Annotated in this window: 17 protein-coding genes and 1 pseudogene; 8 read left to right on the plus strand and 10 right to left on the minus strand. The window is 69.3% G+C overall.

Going from position 1 to position 16,763, the window contains the following annotated elements:
* Window position 1: 1 nt before the first annotated feature.
* The 3 genes and pseudogenes from AC069K_RS03720 to AC069K_RS03730 all read left to right on the plus strand — a co-directional run.
* Window positions 2-1,564 (plus strand): acyl-CoA reductase, encoded by a 1,563-nt coding sequence (locus AC069K_RS03720; protein ID WP_478611794.1) that lies wholly within the window; start codon window positions 2-4, stop codon window positions 1,562-1,564.
* Window positions 1,561-2,823, plus strand: a complete 1,263-nt coding sequence (locus AC069K_RS03725) for a cytochrome P450 (RefSeq protein ID WP_478611795.1) — start codon at window positions 1,561-1,563, stop codon at window positions 2,821-2,823. Before AC069K_RS03720 ends, AC069K_RS03725 begins: the two co-directional genes overlap by 4 nt.
* A 490-nt stretch (window positions 2,824-3,313) precedes the next feature.
* A pseudogene (locus tag AC069K_RS03730) lies at window positions 3,314-3,436 on the plus strand (transposase); the annotation flags it as partial.
* Between the two features lie 2 nt (window positions 3,437-3,438).
* Here the strand turns inward: AC069K_RS03730 and AC069K_RS03735 are convergent.
* Complete coding sequence (locus AC069K_RS03735) at window positions 3,439-3,978, minus strand: hypothetical protein (RefSeq protein ID WP_478611797.1); 540 nt, start codon at window positions 3,976-3,978, stop codon at window positions 3,439-3,441.
* 262 nt (window positions 3,979-4,240) lie between these two features.
* Here AC069K_RS03735 and AC069K_RS03740 point away from each other — a divergent pair, with 262 nt between their 5' ends.
* Window positions 4,241-4,681, plus strand: coding sequence for a hypothetical protein (locus AC069K_RS03740; RefSeq protein ID WP_478611799.1), 441 nt, complete (start codon window positions 4,241-4,243; stop codon window positions 4,679-4,681).
* A gap of 204 nt (window positions 4,682-4,885) precedes the next feature.
* Here the strand turns inward: AC069K_RS03740 and AC069K_RS03745 are convergent, their stop codons facing one another.
* From AC069K_RS03745 to AC069K_RS03770, 6 genes are all read right to left on the minus strand, one after another.
* Complete coding sequence (locus AC069K_RS03745; protein WP_478611801.1) at window positions 4,886-5,386, minus strand: 2'-5' RNA ligase family protein; 501 nt, start codon at window positions 5,384-5,386, stop codon at window positions 4,886-4,888.
* A gap of 250 nt (window positions 5,387-5,636) precedes the next feature.
* Window positions 5,637-6,422: a hypothetical protein gene (locus tag AC069K_RS03750; RefSeq protein WP_478611803.1), complete on the minus strand. Its 786-nt coding sequence runs from the start codon at window positions 6,420-6,422 to the stop codon at window positions 5,637-5,639.
* A 219-nt stretch (window positions 6,423-6,641) separates the two neighbouring features.
* Complete coding sequence (locus AC069K_RS03755; RefSeq protein ID WP_478611805.1) at window positions 6,642-6,995, minus strand: STAS domain-containing protein; 354 nt, start codon at window positions 6,993-6,995, stop codon at window positions 6,642-6,644.
* Window positions 6,992-8,269: a PP2C family protein-serine/threonine phosphatase gene (locus tag AC069K_RS03760; protein ID WP_478612021.1), complete on the minus strand. Its 1,278-nt coding sequence runs from the start codon at window positions 8,267-8,269 to the stop codon at window positions 6,992-6,994. Before AC069K_RS03760 ends, AC069K_RS03755 begins: the two co-directional genes overlap by 4 nt.
* Window positions 8,269-9,072, minus strand: a complete 804-nt coding sequence (locus tag AC069K_RS03765) for an alpha/beta fold hydrolase (protein ID WP_478611807.1) — start codon at window positions 9,070-9,072, stop codon at window positions 8,269-8,271. Before AC069K_RS03765 ends, AC069K_RS03760 begins: the two co-directional genes overlap by 1 nt.
* Before the next feature lie 330 nt (window positions 9,073-9,402).
* Entirely contained in the window at window positions 9,403-10,815 is a 1,413-nt protein-coding gene (locus AC069K_RS03770; protein ID WP_478611809.1) for an erythromycin esterase family protein, read from the minus strand.
* Window positions 10,816-11,283: 468 nt separating this feature from the next.
* On the opposite strand from AC069K_RS03770, the gene AC069K_RS03775 reads away from it, so the two are divergent.
* Window positions 11,284-11,550, plus strand: coding sequence for a GlsB/YeaQ/YmgE family stress response membrane protein (locus tag AC069K_RS03775; protein ID WP_365105068.1), 267 nt, complete (start codon window positions 11,284-11,286; stop codon window positions 11,548-11,550).
* Window positions 11,551-11,894: 344 nt separating this feature from the next.
* Here the strand turns inward: AC069K_RS03775 and AC069K_RS03780 are convergent, their stop codons facing one another.
* Together AC069K_RS03780 and AC069K_RS03785 are read right to left on the minus strand one after the other, a co-directional pair.
* Window positions 11,895-12,425, minus strand: coding sequence for a DUF2867 domain-containing protein (locus AC069K_RS03780; RefSeq protein WP_478611812.1), 531 nt, complete (start codon window positions 12,423-12,425; stop codon window positions 11,895-11,897).
* Window positions 12,426-12,462: 37 nt separating this feature from the next.
* Window positions 12,463-13,005, minus strand: a complete 543-nt coding sequence (locus AC069K_RS03785) for a TetR/AcrR family transcriptional regulator (RefSeq protein WP_478611814.1) — start codon at window positions 13,003-13,005, stop codon at window positions 12,463-12,465.
* A gap of 87 nt (window positions 13,006-13,092) precedes the next feature.
* Here AC069K_RS03785 and AC069K_RS03790 point away from each other — a divergent pair, with 87 nt between their 5' ends.
* The 3 genes from AC069K_RS03790 (at window position 13,093) to AC069K_RS03800 (ending at window position 15,560) form a co-directional block, all read left to right on the plus strand.
* Window positions 13,093-13,392 (plus strand): hypothetical protein, encoded by a 300-nt coding sequence (locus AC069K_RS03790; protein WP_478611816.1) that lies wholly within the window; start codon window positions 13,093-13,095, stop codon window positions 13,390-13,392.
* Between the two features lie 204 nt (window positions 13,393-13,596).
* On the plus strand, window positions 13,597-14,499 hold the full coding sequence (locus AC069K_RS03795; protein ID WP_478611818.1) for a patatin-like phospholipase family protein: 903 nt from the start codon (window positions 13,597-13,599) through the stop codon (window positions 14,497-14,499).
* 44 nt (window positions 14,500-14,543) lie between these two features.
* Window positions 14,544-15,560: a 1-acyl-sn-glycerol-3-phosphate acyltransferase gene (locus AC069K_RS03800; RefSeq protein ID WP_478611820.1), complete on the plus strand. Its 1,017-nt coding sequence runs from the start codon at window positions 14,544-14,546 to the stop codon at window positions 15,558-15,560.
* 99 nt (window positions 15,561-15,659) lie between these two features.
* Here the strand turns inward: AC069K_RS03800 and AC069K_RS03805 are convergent, their stop codons facing one another.
* On the minus strand, window positions 15,660-16,607 hold the full coding sequence (locus tag AC069K_RS03805; protein ID WP_478611822.1) for a GlxA family transcriptional regulator: 948 nt from the start codon (window positions 16,605-16,607) through the stop codon (window positions 15,660-15,662).
* Window positions 16,608-16,763 lie beyond the last annotated feature (156 nt).

The following is a 16,763-nucleotide window of genomic DNA, read 5'->3' on the forward strand; positions in this document are numbered from 1 at the left end:
CATGGCCGCACCCCCGGTTCCCCCTGACACCGCCACCGGGACGCTGACCGTTCCGGCGTACGTACGGGGCACCACGGTCACCGACCGACTCGTCCCCTTCGGCGGCCGGCCCGGTCGCCCCGCCTTCCACGCTCCCGACCCGGTCGCTCTGTTGCCGCATCTGGTCCTGCGTGACCCGGGCAGTCTGCAAGAGCTGCACCGTCTGAGCACCGCCGAGATCATCGATCAACTCGCGGCACTCGGCCCGCTGCTGGCGCTGGACGCCAACCCGTTGCTGCGTGAGGCGTTGTGCACTGCCGCCGCCTGGTCCGACATGACCGAACCGGTCCTGCGTGCCGCCTACGAAGGCCTGCCCGCCCTCTTCACCCGTGAGGCACTGCACGACGTGGCGGAGCACACCATCGGCACGCGGTTCCTCGACGGCTGGACGCCTGTGCCCGGACGCGACGGACGCCGTGCGGCGGTCCGCGCCGTCGGGGCACGGACGCTCCACGTCATCGCCGGCAATCACCCGATGATCGCCGCGCTCACCGTCATCCGCAACGCGCTCACCCGGTCCGACGCCATCATCAAGACACCGTCCAACGACCCGCTCACAGCAGTCGCGATCGCCCGCACGCTGGCCGAAGTCGCACCCTCCCACCCTCTGGCCCGACACCTGGCGGTGGCCTACTGGAAGGGCGGCACCGAAAGCGTCGAGGGGGCCCTCTACCAGCCCCGTGCGCTCGACAAGATCATCGCTTGGGGCGGTATGGCCGCGATGCGGCACATCAGCCGCTACATCCGTCCCGGCCTCGAAGTCGTCGCCCTCGACCCCAAGTCCAGTGGCACGGTGATCGGCCCGGAGGGGTTCGCCCACCGCGCGGCCATGGCCCGTACCGCCAAGCTCACCGCCGCCGACGTCGGCGAGTTGAACCAGCTGGCCTGTTTCAACGCCCGGGTCGTGCATGTGGTGACCGGGACCGACGCGGCGGGACTCAGACGCGCCGAGGAGTGGGCGGAACTGCTGCATGAGGAGATCCAGGCCCTGCCCGCCCACCGCAGCACCGCGGCCCGTCACTTCGACCCGGCACTGCGCGAGCAGCTGCGCGCCCTGCGCGCCACGGGAGGCCACTGGTACCGGGTGATTGGCGGCCGAGCCGACGAAGGCGCCGTGATCCTCTCCCGCACCGCGGACACCGTCTCCTTCCACAGCGCACTGTCCGGGCGCGTCGCCAACGTGGTCCCGGTCGACACCGTCGAGCAAGCGCTGTCCGTCATGGACTCCTCCACCCAGACCCTCGGCGTCTACCCCGACACCCTCAAAGAGCGACTGCGCGACGTGGCACCCTTCCACGGCGTGCAACGCCTTGTGCCGCTCGGCCGGGCCACCGACTACCGGCCCGACCTTCCACAGGACGCGACCGAACCGCTGCGGCGCATGGTCCGCTGGATCACAGACGAGGGGTACGACCCGACCGAGCCAACCGGACCGACCGGACTGACCGGACCGACCGGACTGACCGGACCGACCGGACTGACCGGACCGACCGAACCGACCGAACCGACCGGAGGGCAACGATGAGGCACACGGCACCGGCCACCGAGGACACCACCCCCACCGGTTCCCTGCCCGGCTGCCCCCACCTGGCCCGCCTCACCGCCGACTTCGACGCCCACGACCCGTACCTGAGCCCGGACCTCGCCGTCGACGTACACCGCGCGATCCGTACCTCCGCACCCGTCAGCTACTCCCGAGCACACGGCGGCACCTGGATCGTCTCCCGTTACCACGACGTCCGCGCCGCGCTGGCCGACCACGAGACGTTCAGTTCGGCCTCCGGCGTCTTCTATCCGCGCGCCGCGGGCACGCCCCGATTCGCCCCGCTGGAATACGACCCGCCCGAGCAGACCCGCTTCCGCACCGCGATGAAGCCGCCGTTCCTGCTGCCCCGGGTCCGTGATCTGCACGATGCCCTGGCGGACCTGGTCCGCGCGCACGTCACCCCGATCGCCGCACGCGGCCACGGAGACCTGATCGCCGAGCTGGCTGTGCCGCTGCCGCTGGCCGTGGTGGGACTCGCGGTGGGCTTCACCGAGCACGCCCAGCGCAGCATCCGGGAGCTGACCAGTAATACCTGGGCCCGTATGCCCAAGGACGACGGACCCGGGGGCTTCTGGCCGGCGTTCACCGCGCTGTTCGACAGCGAGATCCGCAGGGCACGCGAACAACCCGGCGACGACCACCTCAGCCTCCTCGTCCGCTCATCCTTCGACGGGCGGCGGCCCGCCGGCGACGAGGAACTGCACGTCATGCTTGTCGCGTATGCCATCGCCGGCCACGAGACCTCCATGAACACCCTGGCGCACCTCCTGTGGCAGTTGGGGTCCCGGCCAGATCTCCAGTCGGCGCTCAGAGGGGACCCGAGCCTCATTCCGGCCGCTGTCGAGGAGACGCTGCGGTTGTGGACACCCGTTGACCACGGCACCCGTCTCACCACCCGGCCGACCGTCCTGGGCGGCCACGAGATCCCGGCCGGTGCCAGAGTGGTACTGCTGACCGGCGCGGCCAACCGCGACCCCGAGGTGTTCCCGGCTCCGGACACCTTCCGCCTCGACCGCGGCAACAACCGGCACCTCACCTTCGGGCACGGCATCCACTTCTGCCTGGGGGCCCACCTCGCCCGCGCCGAATTCGCCCAGGTCCTGCACGAACTCTTCCGGCACCCCGCGTTCACCCTCACCGAGCAGCCGACCCGCTACTTCGAGAACGGACGCCACATCTGCCTGGACCGGCTACCCGTACGCTTCGCCTCCCACGACGAGGGGCAGCAGAAATCATGAATGTCTGGCAGCGTCCCGCCTGCATGAGCAGCCTGCCTTGCTCAGTGCCGAACCGGCGGGGTGAGCGACCGGCCGGCCACCGAGCGCGGTGCCCGGCGGCGAAGTGTTGAACGCGATGTACAGGCGGCGCGGCGGTACTTGTCGAGATCGTAGCCCCGGCCGGGCGACAGACGTTGGGGCTTGCGGCGTGTACGTCCCCGCGGCAAGCCCCGGATCGCGACAGGAACCGCACACTACAACGACCGCACCCGCTACAGAAACGGCGACCATGACCGAAGCACACGACGCCGCTCCGGCGATCAACCTGACCAAAATATGGGCCCAGGCCCCGGACCTCGTCAGCCTCTACAAGACGGCAGGCGCCAGCCTGCACGCACACGGCGCACCGCCGAGGTCATCACGTAGGCGGTCCAACGTGACCGGCCCCATGAAGAGGACCGAGAACCGTTCGAAGTTCCTGGAGTTCTGTCACTGCCCCCTCGACGGCACCGGCACCGACGAAGCCAGCCGCAAGCACCCAGGCAGCATGATCGGCCGCTACATCATCTGGCGGAACAATCACGCCCCCGACGAACGCCAGCGCGCGGTCGCGAACAGGGCGAACGTTGCCTGACGCTAGGAACGATCGACGGCGTCGAGGGCGTGTTCTTTGAGGAAAACACCCGCATGGGCTGCTGCTTCTTCCGCAGTCGCATAACGCGTCCCGTCGGGCGCCGCGGCGGGTGCCCCATCAGCGCCCCTGCCTGTCCAACTCCAGTCGCCGGAAGGCGTCTGCACCAGTTCGGCAGTCCCCCCGAAGAGCGCGAGCGCGCTCCTGCCCGCTGTCACGGGCGCCGAGCGGCTGACGGCGTCGGGCCATTTCTTACGGGCGCCCTGCCGGGTGATGCCCCAGACAGCCCCCATCTGCTCGTAACTGGCACCGTAGGAGCCCGCGGTTGCTGCCGCGTACGCGGTCAACCGCCTGACCTCGGCATCGATCACCTTCCAAGCGGCCAGGACGGACAGCGCCACTTCGATGGGATCCGCGTCCCACATACGGTCCGCGGGCAACCCGGTCTGCCGGGAGCGAATCGCCGAGGCCAGCGGATTCAAGGCCTCGTACAGCGCCTTGTCGAGTTCTGCCTGCTCTTCCGGTGTGATCTCAGAGACCATCATGCGACAACTGTAGTTTACGAGTAGGCGAATGACAATCAAAGTTTCCATGGATCCGCGAGGAGACCGCGTCGGGGTCGGACCGTGCACGGGCAAAGGCAAACGCGACGGTCGTGATCACGTACGACCAACTGCCGCCCATGGATCGTCCGAAGCATGAGACCGGTGAGGAGCGAGCAGGCCCACCCGCACCCGAGCGCGGGCAGCTGCTGGCTGACCGGAGCCCTGGTGCGTGCGTGGCGGCCGGACAGGTTAGTTTGCTCGGATGAGTCTTCTTGATGATGTGGGTGAGCGCGACGGCTGGCGCTGCTGGGTGTGCGACGAAGCGGTCGACCCCGACAAGTCAGTGAACGACCCGCGGGGCCCCAGCGTCGACAGCCGCACCGTCGACCGTAAGGCCAAGGTCGCCGAGCGGCTCGCGCACCGCGGGTGCAACAGCCGCAAGGGCGCGGTCAAGGTGGTCATCGCCTGGCCGGATCACCTGTACGTAGTCGAACCCGCGCCGCTGATCGCCGTTGGCGACAGGCTGGAGCGCAAGGGGGGCCGCGAGGTGGTGGGCCGCTGTCCGACGAGGAAGGATGCCCAAGAGGCGGCGGATTGGCTGGTGGACCGGTTCTCCCGACTGCTGCCGGGGCTGCAGGTGACCGCCGGCATCGAGGCAGGCGGCAGCCAGTTCCTCGTCAGCCTGGCCACCGGCCGCCGCTGATCGGGGATCACCCCCTCAGCCGAGGACGGCCGACGACGCCCACGCCACTCGATGAGCAGCGGGTCGTCCAGGGGCCGTCCAGGCGGAGGTTTTCCGGGTCCGGTCCTGCCCGCCGCAGGAACTTCAGGAAGTCGCGCAGGGCAGGGGGCGGCCGAGAATGGGGGTGCCTGTCTCGGGCTGTGGCGAGGGACTGGCGGGCGGCGTCTACGGACCGTCCGGGACGCCGAGCGGCACGGCGAACCGCGGCTGCCAGCCGTCCTCCGTCAGCACCACCAGCTGGACCGCCGTCGCACGGGTGCGCAGCGGCAGCAGGCTGCCGATCGCAGTGCGGACATGGGCGGCAGCTGTCGGGTCGTCCGCACCCATAGCGACCGTGACATGGGCGGCGGGCTGCGTCCCGAAGCGGCCCCCGTACGGGCGCAACCCGGGCCACTGGGCGCGGAACGCATCGACAATAGGCTGCAGTCCCGGAACGGGGACGGCGACGAAGCCGGACTCTGTCACGACCTCCTCCAAGAGCAGATCGGCTGCCGGGAAACTCGCCGCCAGACAGCGCACGCCCTTCTCGTCCTGACCTGTCAGCGCCGATTCCGGCACAAACGGGTAGAGAAGCGAGACGTGGGCCGGCACCCCACGACGCACCAGAGCCGGGTCGGTACGCCACGCCGCGTCGAGGAGCGGGGTGGCATCCGGCAAGACAATCACGACGGCAGTGGTCCCTGGCTCTGGCACGCCGTCATCATCGCAGGGTAGTCCGCTACTGCGCGCCCGGGCTAGCGTTCCGACTCATTTTCCGGCTCTTGGCGGTGATCTTGTCGCAGGCTGTTGGCACGGAAGGCGAACGTACTTCACTCGCGAGGGGAGGAACCCAAGTCGCCTCGGTGAGGGACTGGCCCAAGGAGTCCTGACCATGCGGTCGTTGGAGTGATCGCGGACCTGCCTCCGGGGGCCGTCCTCAACGGGGAACAACCGCATCAGCTTCGTAAGGGTGGGGAAAACGACCGCGGGCATTGCTGTCCAAGCGCACGGCGACCAGTTGTGATGCGGGGGTGATACCCACGTCACTGAGCGGCCTTTCGTCGCTCTCCGTACTGTTTCCTCGCGCCCATGCGGATCCCAGGCGCCTGAGTTGCTGATTGCTGCGCTGGTCGATCAGAACCCAGTCCCTGCCGTACCGGAGAGGTGGGACGAAGCCGTGGAGGGCGTCGGCCCACAGTGCGTCGAGGAAATCACTCACCGTCTGTGTGCTGAAGAGTGTGCAGCGGAACACATCTCCTGGAGCCCCGGTGATGGGGCTGATGTCGACGCTCAGCGTGCGCTCGGCGAGTGTCTGTTCGGCAGTGGCCATCGCCTCCTCCAGCACGTCGGAGATCTCTGAAGGATTGGCCAAAGCAGTCGGCAACACGGTCCGCAGGGTGTCGTTGACTACCGCCTGGATGGTCTCGGGATCATGCACAGACCTTCGGCGCATGCCGTCCACATAGGTGTTGATCGGTACGTGTTCGGGGAAGTCCCCGGGCGCGTAGAGCACTTCCGGCCGCTGCCACAGGATGATGAAGAACACGGTGGAGACCAGGACGGGAAACGATACGGCGAACACTGCGAGCAGCCCTTGAACCCAGCCGCTTGATTGAGCAGCAGCGATACCTACCGTCGTTTCTGAGAGCCCCAGGAACAGCGCGATGATCCATAGGGGGTTGAGGACGTGCGGCGGATGCCCCGTTGGCAGTTCACTGGCCATCACACCAGGGTGGCAGGCCGGAACGGCCGATGGGACCGCTATGGGTGATGACGGCGTAATTGGCTTGCTCGCAGCGCGGGCCCGGGTGCTGTGCACGGGCTCCGAGCCTCTTCGAGGTCGGCCGCGCTGACACCAGCGCCATGGCATGAACGTCCGGGTCCTCACCGACCCCTTCGGACGGCTGCTCCCTGCAAACGGTGTAGGGGAGTCTGGGGCGGATCAGCGGGCTGCGGAGCGGGGGACTGTGGCCGCAGCGGTGTCGGGGTGGATGGTGAAGACCCGGTCCAGACCCACGAGGGTCAGGATGCGGGCGGTGTTGGCCGGGACGGCGGCCAGGGCGATGTCGCCGCCCTGTTCGATGGCCAGGTTTCGGGCGGCCAGCAGGGCGGTGATGCCGCTGGAGTCGCAGAATTCCAGGCCGCCGAGGTCCATGACCAGGACCTGCCCGCTGGTAACGGTGAGCTGATCTACGGCTGAGCGGAGTTGGGGTGCCGTCGCGTGGTCGAGGTCACCGGTGATCTCCAGTACGGGACCGGTGGCCGCGTCGCGGCTGGTGATGGTCAGCGGGCTCATTTCAGTTCTTCGCTCGCGGGAATGGGAGGGGAGGCGGTCATACCGAAGGCGAGGAGCGCGGTGTCATCGTCGAGGCCCGCGCCGAAACCGTTGATCAGGCCCCTCAGGGCGCTGACCAGAGCTTGGGGGCCTGCGGGTGGCCGGCCCGCGGCGAAGTTGCGCAAGGCGTCGTCGCCGTACAGTTCGCGTTCGGGCCCGGTGCGGGCCTCGGTGAGTCCGTCGGTGTAGACGAGCAGGGTGTCGCCGGCGTACAGCTGCGTGCGGGCGGCGGTGAACTGGACCTTGGGCAGGACGCCGATGAGCATCCCGCCGGGTGTGGGCAGGTAGTGGGCGCTGCCGTCCGCGCGCTGGATCAGCGTGGAGGGGTGTCCGCCGGAGGCAAGGTTCACCTCGACCTGGCCGTCGCCGGGGTGCAAGGTGCCGAATATGGCGGTGCAGTAGCGGGTGTCGCCGCTGGTGTACCGCTCGTGCAGCACGGTGTTGAGCGTGGTCAGTACCGTGACGGGGTCGGGGTCGTGCAGGGCAGCTGCGCGCAGGGTGTAGCGGGTCAGCGAGGTGACCGCCGCGGCCTGGGGGCCCTTGCCGCACACGTCGCCGAGGAAGAACGCCCATCGGCCGGCGCCGAGGGGGAAAAGATCGTAGAAGTCTCCACCGAGCAGGTCCGGGGAGGCCGTGTGGTAGTAGGAGGCGGCCTCCAGGCCCGGGATGGCGGGCAGTTGGGCGGGCAGCAGGCTTTGCTGAAGGACGGCGAGGGCTTCCTGGAGCCGGTCGCGGTCGGCCTCGGCCTGCTGGCGTGCTTGTTCGGCGGCCTTGCGGCTGCGCAGCAGTTCCTTCTCGTAGGCGCGGCGGTCGCGTGCGTCGAAGACAGTGGTGCGGATCAGCATCGGCTCGCCCCCTTCGCTGGTCTTCACCTTCGAGGTGACCAGCACGGGCATCCGCTGTCTGCCGGCGCCTTTGATCTCCAAGGCGATGCCGCTGATCTCGCCTTCCATCTGCAGGGTCGGGGCGAAGTGCGTTTCGTGGTAGAGCTTGCCTCCCACCGTGAGGAGATCGGTGAACCGCATCCGGCCCACCACCTGCCGCCGCTCCAGGCCCAGCCACTCGAGCAACGTGGTGTTGATCTTCGCGATGGTGCCGTCCATCAACGTCGACAGGTAGCCGCAGGGAGCCTGTTCGTACAGCTCCTCAGCGCTGTCCTCCAGCAGGGAGGTGAATACCGCGTCGGTGGCATCCACGCCGGGCTCCCCGTCCGGGTCCTGATGGGTGGGGCACATCATCGAGTCGATCCGAGGAAGCTGGTGATCGCAGCGGCGGTAGCCTCGGGTGCGCTCAGCTGCGGACAGTGCCCGGTCGCCTCCAGCGTCACCAGTCGGCTTCCGGGGATTGCGGCGTGGACGAAGGCGCCCACTTCACGGGGAGCGATCATGTCCTGCGTGCACTCCAGGACCAGCGTCGGCACCGTTACCGTCTTCAAATCCTCACGGCTGTCGGACAGGAAAGTGGTGCGGGCGAAGACCTGCGCCATGTCCGGATCCGTAGCGCAGAACGAGGTGGTCAGCTCCTCGCCGAGTTCCGGCCGGTCCGCGTTCCCCATGATGACCGGGGCCATGGCCGCCGACCAACCCAGGTAATTCGACTCCAGAGACTCCAGCAGTTCGTCGATATCGTCCGCGCTGAAGCCGCCCCGGTATCCGTCGTCGTCGATATAGCAGGGAGAGGGTGCCACCATCACCAGATGGGAGAACCGCTGCGGTGCCTTCGCCGCCGCGAGGACTCCGACCATCGCACTGACCGAATGCCCCACAAAGGTCACATCCCGCAGGTCCAGCTCCTCGCAGACCTCCAGTACATCCCGTGCGTAGCCCTCCAGCGAGCTGTAGCGCCGCTCATCCCAGGCCGAGGCGTCCGCCCGGCCCGAGCCCACATAGTCGAAGAGCACCACCCGGTACTCCGCGGCCAGAGCGGGGAGCACCAGACGCCACATGTTCTGGTCGCAGCCGAACCCGTGCGCCAGCAAGAGCACCCGCCCGTCCGTACGGCCAGTGACGGTGACGTTGTTCCTGCTGCGGATATCCATACCGGCCAGTCTCCCACCCCCCTTCCCGGCCGAAGCGGGGGCCTGCCCATACGCTGCTCTCCCGAAGCACTTGCAGCAGGAGCGTCTTCGTGCTCTGACATCCCCGCGACCACTCAGTGGCTGGGTACTGTCCGCCGGGTCACGAGCGAGTCATGGGAGGACGAAGCTGCCCGCCCCGGCCGGGCGGATGGAACGTGCATGTCTCCTCTCCGCTCTCTGCCTCGTCGTGGTTTTGGTCCTCGTGGTCGTCATCCGCCGGGCCGCCGATTGCGATGGACGGCCCGGCCGGTCGTGAAAGTACTGGGCCCCAGGGTGGCCACGGATCGCAGGTTACTTGCGCGTCCGGGCCGCCTCCACCCGCTGGAGGTGGATCACGACGTCGTGCGCTTGCGCGAGCCGGATCTGCGGGGCGTCCGCGGTCCCGGGGTAGGCGGCGCCGATGTTCTTGACGGGGTGCGGCGCGGCGAGCCAGGTGCGGGCCGCCGCCGGGGCGTTGCGCAGGTCCACCACGAAGTCGCGGTACCGAACCCGGTCCAGGGTGTGCTCGGCGGTGCCGGGCGCGGCCGGGCCGACGGTGAAGCGGTGGACGCCGCCGTCCTGGCCGAAGGCGTTGAAGGAGCCCTGGCCGAAGGTGAGGCCGACACTCAGGTAGCCGCCGCCCAGCTGCTCGCGAAGGAATTCGCCCTGGACCCGCGGATAGGTGGCGGGGGTGTACGACCGGAGGGCGACGTGGCCGTTGTGGGCGGCGAGCAGGATCTTGTCTCCGGTTCGGTGCTGCCACCAGGCGATGTTCTCCGCCATGATCCGGTCGCGGTGGAGCATGGCGCCGGTGACGCCCTGCGGGTCGTCAAGGTCGAAGGCGAACAGCGTGGTCATCTGGTGGATCGCCGTGGCGTGCTGGACGGCCCAGGCATGCGCGTCGGCGTCGGCGCCCGTGCCGGGCCGCTGCTTGAGCAGGTCCACCGTCCGGCCGGTCCGCTCGGCGAGTTCCTTCCGTTCGGCCATCGGCTTCGACAGGTAGTCGTTGACGTACGTCTCGGCGTCGGTGGTGGGCCGCAGGCCCCGGTACAGCTCGGTGAGCTGCGGTACGAGTTCGGGGCGGGCCGCGGCCGCGTAGGCGTTCACCTTGTCGTACAGCTCGGCACCGGCGAACCCGCCGTCATCGCCGACGAAGCGGACCGGGTCCTTCGGGTGCTTGACGTTGTACGCGCGCATCCACTGGAGCAGATCGCGGTACTCGGTCTGGTTCCACCACCGGTAGGTGCCCTGGAACTCCTCGTCCATGATCTGCTGCAAGTCGCCCTCGCCCCGCAGGAGGTAGGCGTCGAGCCGCAGCCCGGTGCTCCAGGGGGCTTCGAGGGCGAAAGCCCGGAAGCCCTTCTCCTCGACCAGGTACCGGAAGACCCGGTGCTTGAGGGTGAAGAACTCGTGGGAGCCGTGGGTGGCCTCGCCCAGGCCCACCACCCGGGCGTCCCCCACCATCCGACCGAACGGGCGGAGGTCGGCCAGGCCGCCGAGGGGCTGGGCAGTGCGCAGCGGGTGGGCCACCCGGCCGAGGGCCGCCTCGGGGGAGCGGGATACGGCGGCCGCGACCTCCTTGGGGCCGGCGGGCGCGGCGGCGTCGGCGGCGGCCGATGCGGCGGCCGGGGCGGGTGGTATGGCGGCGGAGGCGGCCGGGGTGACGGCCAGGATGGCACCGAGCGGGATGAGCAGGGCAGCGAGTAAGGCCTTGGGCGTTTTCATGGGCCCAACTCTCGCCGCGCGGGTCCGCTCCCTACCATCCGCTGCACCCCCCGATCGGCCCGGGGGCTAGCCTCACCCGCCGACTGTGTCAATCACAGCGGCGGCCGCCAAGGGGGGATCGAGGCTGACCTGTGTCTGCGAGCCTGGACCGGTTGCCCGGTTGCCCGGTTGCCCGGTTGCCCGGTTGCCCGGTTGCCCGGTTGCCCGGTTGCCCGGTTGCCCGGTTGCTCCGTTGCCCGATGGCCATCGCCGGTGGAGCAGTCACCGAATCGGCCGTCGACCGGATCGGTCGACAGGGTGGGTGCCGGGTGGGCCAGTCGGAGGGAATAGGACTTTGGTCCCGTGTGGAGCGATCACGAACGGATATGCGTATGTCGCCGGTCGTCCGCGTCGGAGCGACCGGCGGACAGCCCTGGGGTACCCCCGTCGGGCTCTCCACAGAACCACCTACAGCAAAGGACGCACACCGTGGGCATCATCGCCTGGATTCTCATCGGCCTCATCGCGGGCGCCATCGCCAAGGCACTCACGCCCGGCAAGGACCCGGGCGGCTGCCTTGTGACGATGCTCCTCGGCATCGTCGGCGGTCTGCTCGGCGGCTGGCTCGGCAAGGTGATCTTCGGTGTGCACTCCATCAATGGCTTCTTCCACCTCTCGACGTGGATCGCCGCGATCGTCGGCTCGGTGATCGTGCTCCTGCTGTACCGCCTCATCACCGGGCAGCGTTCGCGCTGACCGCGACCGGCGCTCCGGCTCCGTCCGGCGGGGCGCGGAGACGTCACCTGCGGGTGCACGGACCGGCGCTGAGCGACCGTGTCGTCATACCTGTATGGGCCCGCCTCCGCGCCCCTGGCGGTGGCGGGTCCCGTACGTATGCCTTCGCGCACCGCACCGCACGGCAGTGCCGGGGCCGGAACGCCTGCTGATGGAGGGGACAACTTCTCGGCTGGACGGGGCGCCTTCTCGGCCTGCCCGGAACTGAAGGGGAGGCGGAGCACCTACCCCGCGAGAATCCTGTCGGGGTCATTGAGCTGGTCGAGGCGTTCGACCGACGGGATTCCGGGCTTGCGTTTGCAAGTTCACGGTGCGGGGTTCGTTTGCGCCGCACTGGCTGATGAGTGTGTGCCTGCGCGTGTCATGCCGCGGATCATCAGGTGGTGGAAGGGCCGGATGACGTTGAAGTAGAGCGGACCGGTCCACCGGTGGTATTTCACGATGGTGGCCACCTCGAACCTGGCGCGACCGTCTGCCGAGGGTGCGGTGACGATCGCGAGAGAGGCGGTCAGATGGGTGTCGGCTGCTTCCAGGACGATGTACCGGTCGACAGCGGCGTCAGTGACGGTGAAGAAGGCGACTTTGGCGCCGGGGATGAAGGAGATCTCCTCGGGCCGTAGCGGCCGGCCGACCGGGACGTGGGGATCGCGCAGCCGCAGGAGTCTGGCCAGGACCGTCCTGGCGCGGAACAACACCTTCATCCAGCCGGGCTGCCAGCTCAAGGCTCCCGCGACGAACTCCCGCAGGGTCGCTTCGGATTCGGCCCTCTTCACGTCCACGTGGTCCGCGCCGGAGAGTATGGAGGCCAGTTCGGGAGTGGCGTCGATGATGTTCATAAGGTGTGTCCTCCTTGATACGGGGAGAGCGGGGGAGTCAGGACGCCGACTGCTCCAGCAGCGGAAGCAGAAGCTCGTACATGTCACGCAGCTCTGCTTTCGGTAGCGGGGGCGTCAGGTGCTCCGCGCCGACCAGCATCAGGTAGAGCATCCTGGCCGTCTGATCCGGCTTGCTGTAGCCGGCCTGGTCGCACAGCCCCCGCAGGTATCCGATACGTGTGGCGTCCACCCGCTCCTGCACCCGCGCCGCTTCCGGATCCTGTTTCGCCCAGGCCCGCATCGCTACCCCCAGTGGCAGGCCGGCGTCCTTGGTCGCTTCTGCCAGGAGCCTGCTCAACCTCTCCCGCGCCGGGAGGGATTCGATCGCTTCCAGCCGGTCGATGATCGATGTGGTGAAACTGGCCTCGAAGTGGTCGAGCAGCCGGGTCCGATACTTCGGCATCGATCCGAAGTGGTGGTAGAAGGCGCCCTTCGACATGCTCATGCGCTCACACAGTCGCTCCAGCGTCACCGCCGGCGCGCCCTGCTCCGCCAGCACCACCAGGCCCTGCTCCAGCCATGCCGAACTCCCTGCGCTCACTCTGACTCTCCTCGCGCCATACCAAAAGGTTTGGTATGGAAGTCTAGCAAGACGCGCTCGGGACAAGTGAGGGAAGCAGACGGGGTGATGATCGAGGAGGCAGCCGCGACCCAGGAGTCCGGCGCCTGGCTCGGGCCCTGGCCGGGCCCTGACCGGGCCCTGACCGGGCCCTGGCCGGGCCCTGACCGGGTGGGGGACGGGAACGGCCGGGACGATCCGCGCGCCCTGCGGGCTGCTCCAGGTCGGCGCGGAGTGAGCGACCACAGGCCGTCCACCGCCGACGGGGCGCGGCTGGTCGCGGTGGTGGTCCAGACTGCCCTCGCGGAGCGCTGGTTGATGCACGGGGCCCAGAAGTTCGCGTGTGCGGCGGGGGAGTGGCGCAGCTGACCACCGTCGACCTTGTCGGCCTCGACACGGCAGGCTGCGCCGGCCTCGACGCCCGACTGACCCCGTACGACGACCTCGAACACCGCAGGCGCCCCACCCGAAGCCCGACCGGCGCCGAGCGCGCGGGACCCAGCGAAGCAGCCCACGGCGGCGGGCCCACCCGAGGGAGTGGATGGGACGGCCGGGGCGGGGCAAGCGCAGGGTATGGGCGACGATGCCATGACAAGGCAACCCGAGGGGAAGAGCACGGATTACCGCTGTGCGTTCGTGCTGGGCGGAGGCGGGGCACTGGGCGCCTACGAGGTCGGGATGCTGAGAGCCCTGATCGAGAACGGAATCCGCCCGGACCTGGTGGTCGGAACATCCGTGGGCGCGATCAACGGCGCGGCGATCGCGGCCGAGCCGACGGCGAAGGCCGTGGCGCAACTGGGTGAGCTGTGGGGGAGCCTGGGCCGCTCGGGCGTGTTCTCCGGCTCGGTTCTCCAGAGCCTTCGGCTCGCCGCCCGAAACCGGACCCACGTCTATTCCTCCGCACCGCTGCGCGAACTACTCGAAACCTGGCTCCCCGCACGGCACATCGAAGATCTCGCGGTGCCCTTCCAGTGCGTCGCGGCGAGCATCGAAAGTGCCGCCGAGCACTGGTTCACCCAGGGGCCCCTCGTCCCGGCGGTCATGGCCTCGTGCGCGGTCCCGGGGCTCCTGCCGCCGCTCGAAATCGACGGCGAGCACTTCGTCGACGGAGGCCTGATCAACAGCATCCCGGTGGGCCGCGCGGTCGCTGCCGGAGCCCGCACCGTCTACGTACTCCAAGTCGGACGCGTTGAGCGGCCACTGCAAGTTCCCCGGGCGCCCTGGGAGGTGGCTGCCGTGGCCTTCGAGATCGCCCGTCGCCATCGCTTCACCCGGGACATGACCGATCTGCCTCCGGAAGTCGAGGTACACCTGCTGCCCACGGGTGCGGCGTCCGGCAAGGGAGAAGACCTCGCGGGCCGGAAGTTCCGCCACCGCGACTTCGGCCTCTCCGCGCGGCGGATGGACTTGGCGTACGAGGCGTCGGCCGCCTACCTGGCGGCCGCAGGTAAACCCCGCAGGGACGAAGCGTCATGAGTCGCGCGGTCGGCGCTCGTGATGTGGCCAGGCGATGCGTCAGCGTGCCCGCACTCGTCGTCCTGATCCCCGTCGCCGGGGCTCTGCTGCTCGTGACGCTGGTGCTGGCGCCGCTGTCGTTGTTCGCCGGACGGTCCGGGCGGGCCTGGCAGCCCCAACGGCTGGCTCTCTACGTCCTCGTATACCTCATCGCCGACCTGTGCGGGGTGCTCGCGGCAGGTGGCGTGCGACTGCGCTGCCTGGGCGGCGGCCGAGACCGCGAAGAGCGTCTGGTGACGCTCAACTACCAAGTGCTGGCGCGGCTGCTGGACTTCCTGGTCACGTGCTCGGGATGGATCTTCTCGCTACGAGTCGAGGTCGACCCGCCGATCCCGCCGATCCCGTCGAGTACGGAACGACCGGGCGAGGGCATAGTGGTCTTTGCCCGCCATGCCGGCCCCGGAGACTCCATCCTGCTGGTACACGGCCTCCTCTGCCGCGCGGGCCTGCGCCCCCAGGTCGTCCTCAAGCAGTTCCTCCGCTGGGACCCGTGTCTGGACATCGTGCTCAGCCGCCTGCCGCACTGCTTCGTCCCCCACCGGACCGAAGCCGGGACCTCGGCGGCCATCAGCTTGTTGGCGGCCGGACTGCGCCCGGGGGAGGCGCTGGTGATGTTCCCTGAGGGCGGCAACTTCACAGAGCGTCGCAGGCGGCGGGCCATCGGCTGGCTCAACCGCACCGGCCAGCTCCGGCGAGCGGCTCGCGCCCGCCATGAGCAGCACGTCCTGCCGCCCAGGATGGAGGGATCGCTCGCGGCCCTGTCGGGGGCGGGCGATGCCGGAGCGGTGGTCGCCTTCGTCGCGCACACCGGTCTCGATCGGATCGACTCGCCGGCCCGACTGTGGCAGTCGATCCCCCTGCGGCGGGCGGTCCGCGCCACTTGGTGGAGCGTGCCCGCCCGTGCGATACCGGCCGGAGCGCAGGCCCGTCAGTGGTGGCTGACCGACCAGTGGTCGCGGGTGGACGCCTGGGTCACCCGCGAGTGGAACCGCCCTACCCCGGCACCGCCCGCCGCGCCCTAGGCTGGGGCACGTACGGCGTGGACGTTGGACCGCACGGTTGCCGACACCATTGAGGGACCGGCCGTTGGCGAAACCACCCTGGTGCGCGTGCCCCGGGTTTCAGCGAGGGCGGCGGAAGGCGGTCCGGTAGGTCTGCGGTGTGGTGCCGGTGACGCGTTTGAACCGTTCGCGGAAGGCGGTCGCGGATCCAAAACCTGCCTGCACGGCGATGCGTTCGACGGGATGGTCGCTGTGCTCCAGGAGGTACTGGGCGTGTCGGACGCGTGCACGGAGCAGCCACTGCAGGGGGGTCGTACCGGTCTGTTCACGGAAGCGGCGGCTGAAGGTGCGGGTGCTCATGGCGCAGTGCGCGGCCATGGCCTCCAGAGTGAGATCCTCGCCGAGGTGGTCCTGGATCCAGGTCAGCGTCGGTTCCAGAAGTGAGCCGCGAGGCAGCGGCGGGGGTTCGTGGACGATGTACTGGGCCTGGCCGCCTTCTCGTTCGAGGGGGGTGACGGCCAGTCGGGCGGCGTCCGCCGCGACGGCCGAGCCCAGGTCGCGGCGGACCAGGTGCAGGCACAGGTCCATGCCGGCGGAGGCCCCCGCGGAGGTGAGCAGTTGGCCGTTGTCGACGTAGAGGACGTCCGGGCGCACGTCGATGTTCGGGTACTGCTGGGTGAGTTGGTCGGCGGCGATCCAGTGGGTGGTCGCCGCCAGGCCGTCCAGCAGGCCGGTGGCGGCCAGGGTGAAGGCGCCGCCGCAGATCGACGCGATGCGCGCGCCGTCGGCGGCGGCGTCACGCAGTGCCTGGAGAGCCTCGGCCGGGGGCGGCTCCGCGTGCTGTTCCCGGCCGGGCACGATGATGGTGTCGGCACCGGCCAGGCCGTCCAGCCCCCAGGGCGCGCGGATGGTGAACGTCTCGGTCGGCACCTCCGCACCGGTTCCGCAGACGCGCACCCGGTAGGGGCGACGCCCGTCCGGCAGGCGTACGCGTCCGAACACCTCGACCGGGATGGCCATGTCGAAGGCCACCGTCTGGTCCAGCGCAAGAATCGCCACGGTGTGCATCCCTGCAGGCTACGCCCGCTTGCCGCCGTAACACACCCTGCAGGTCATGAAGTTGAGGGTCAGGAAGGCGCTGGTCGGCGAAGTGGCGAGAACTCGTTGAGGTGTGTCATTCGAGCCCATGGTCGGGGTGTGTCGTGCCGCCTAGCGTGAGCCGGG

The organism is Streptomyces sp. NPDC043908, from assembly GCF_056435525.1.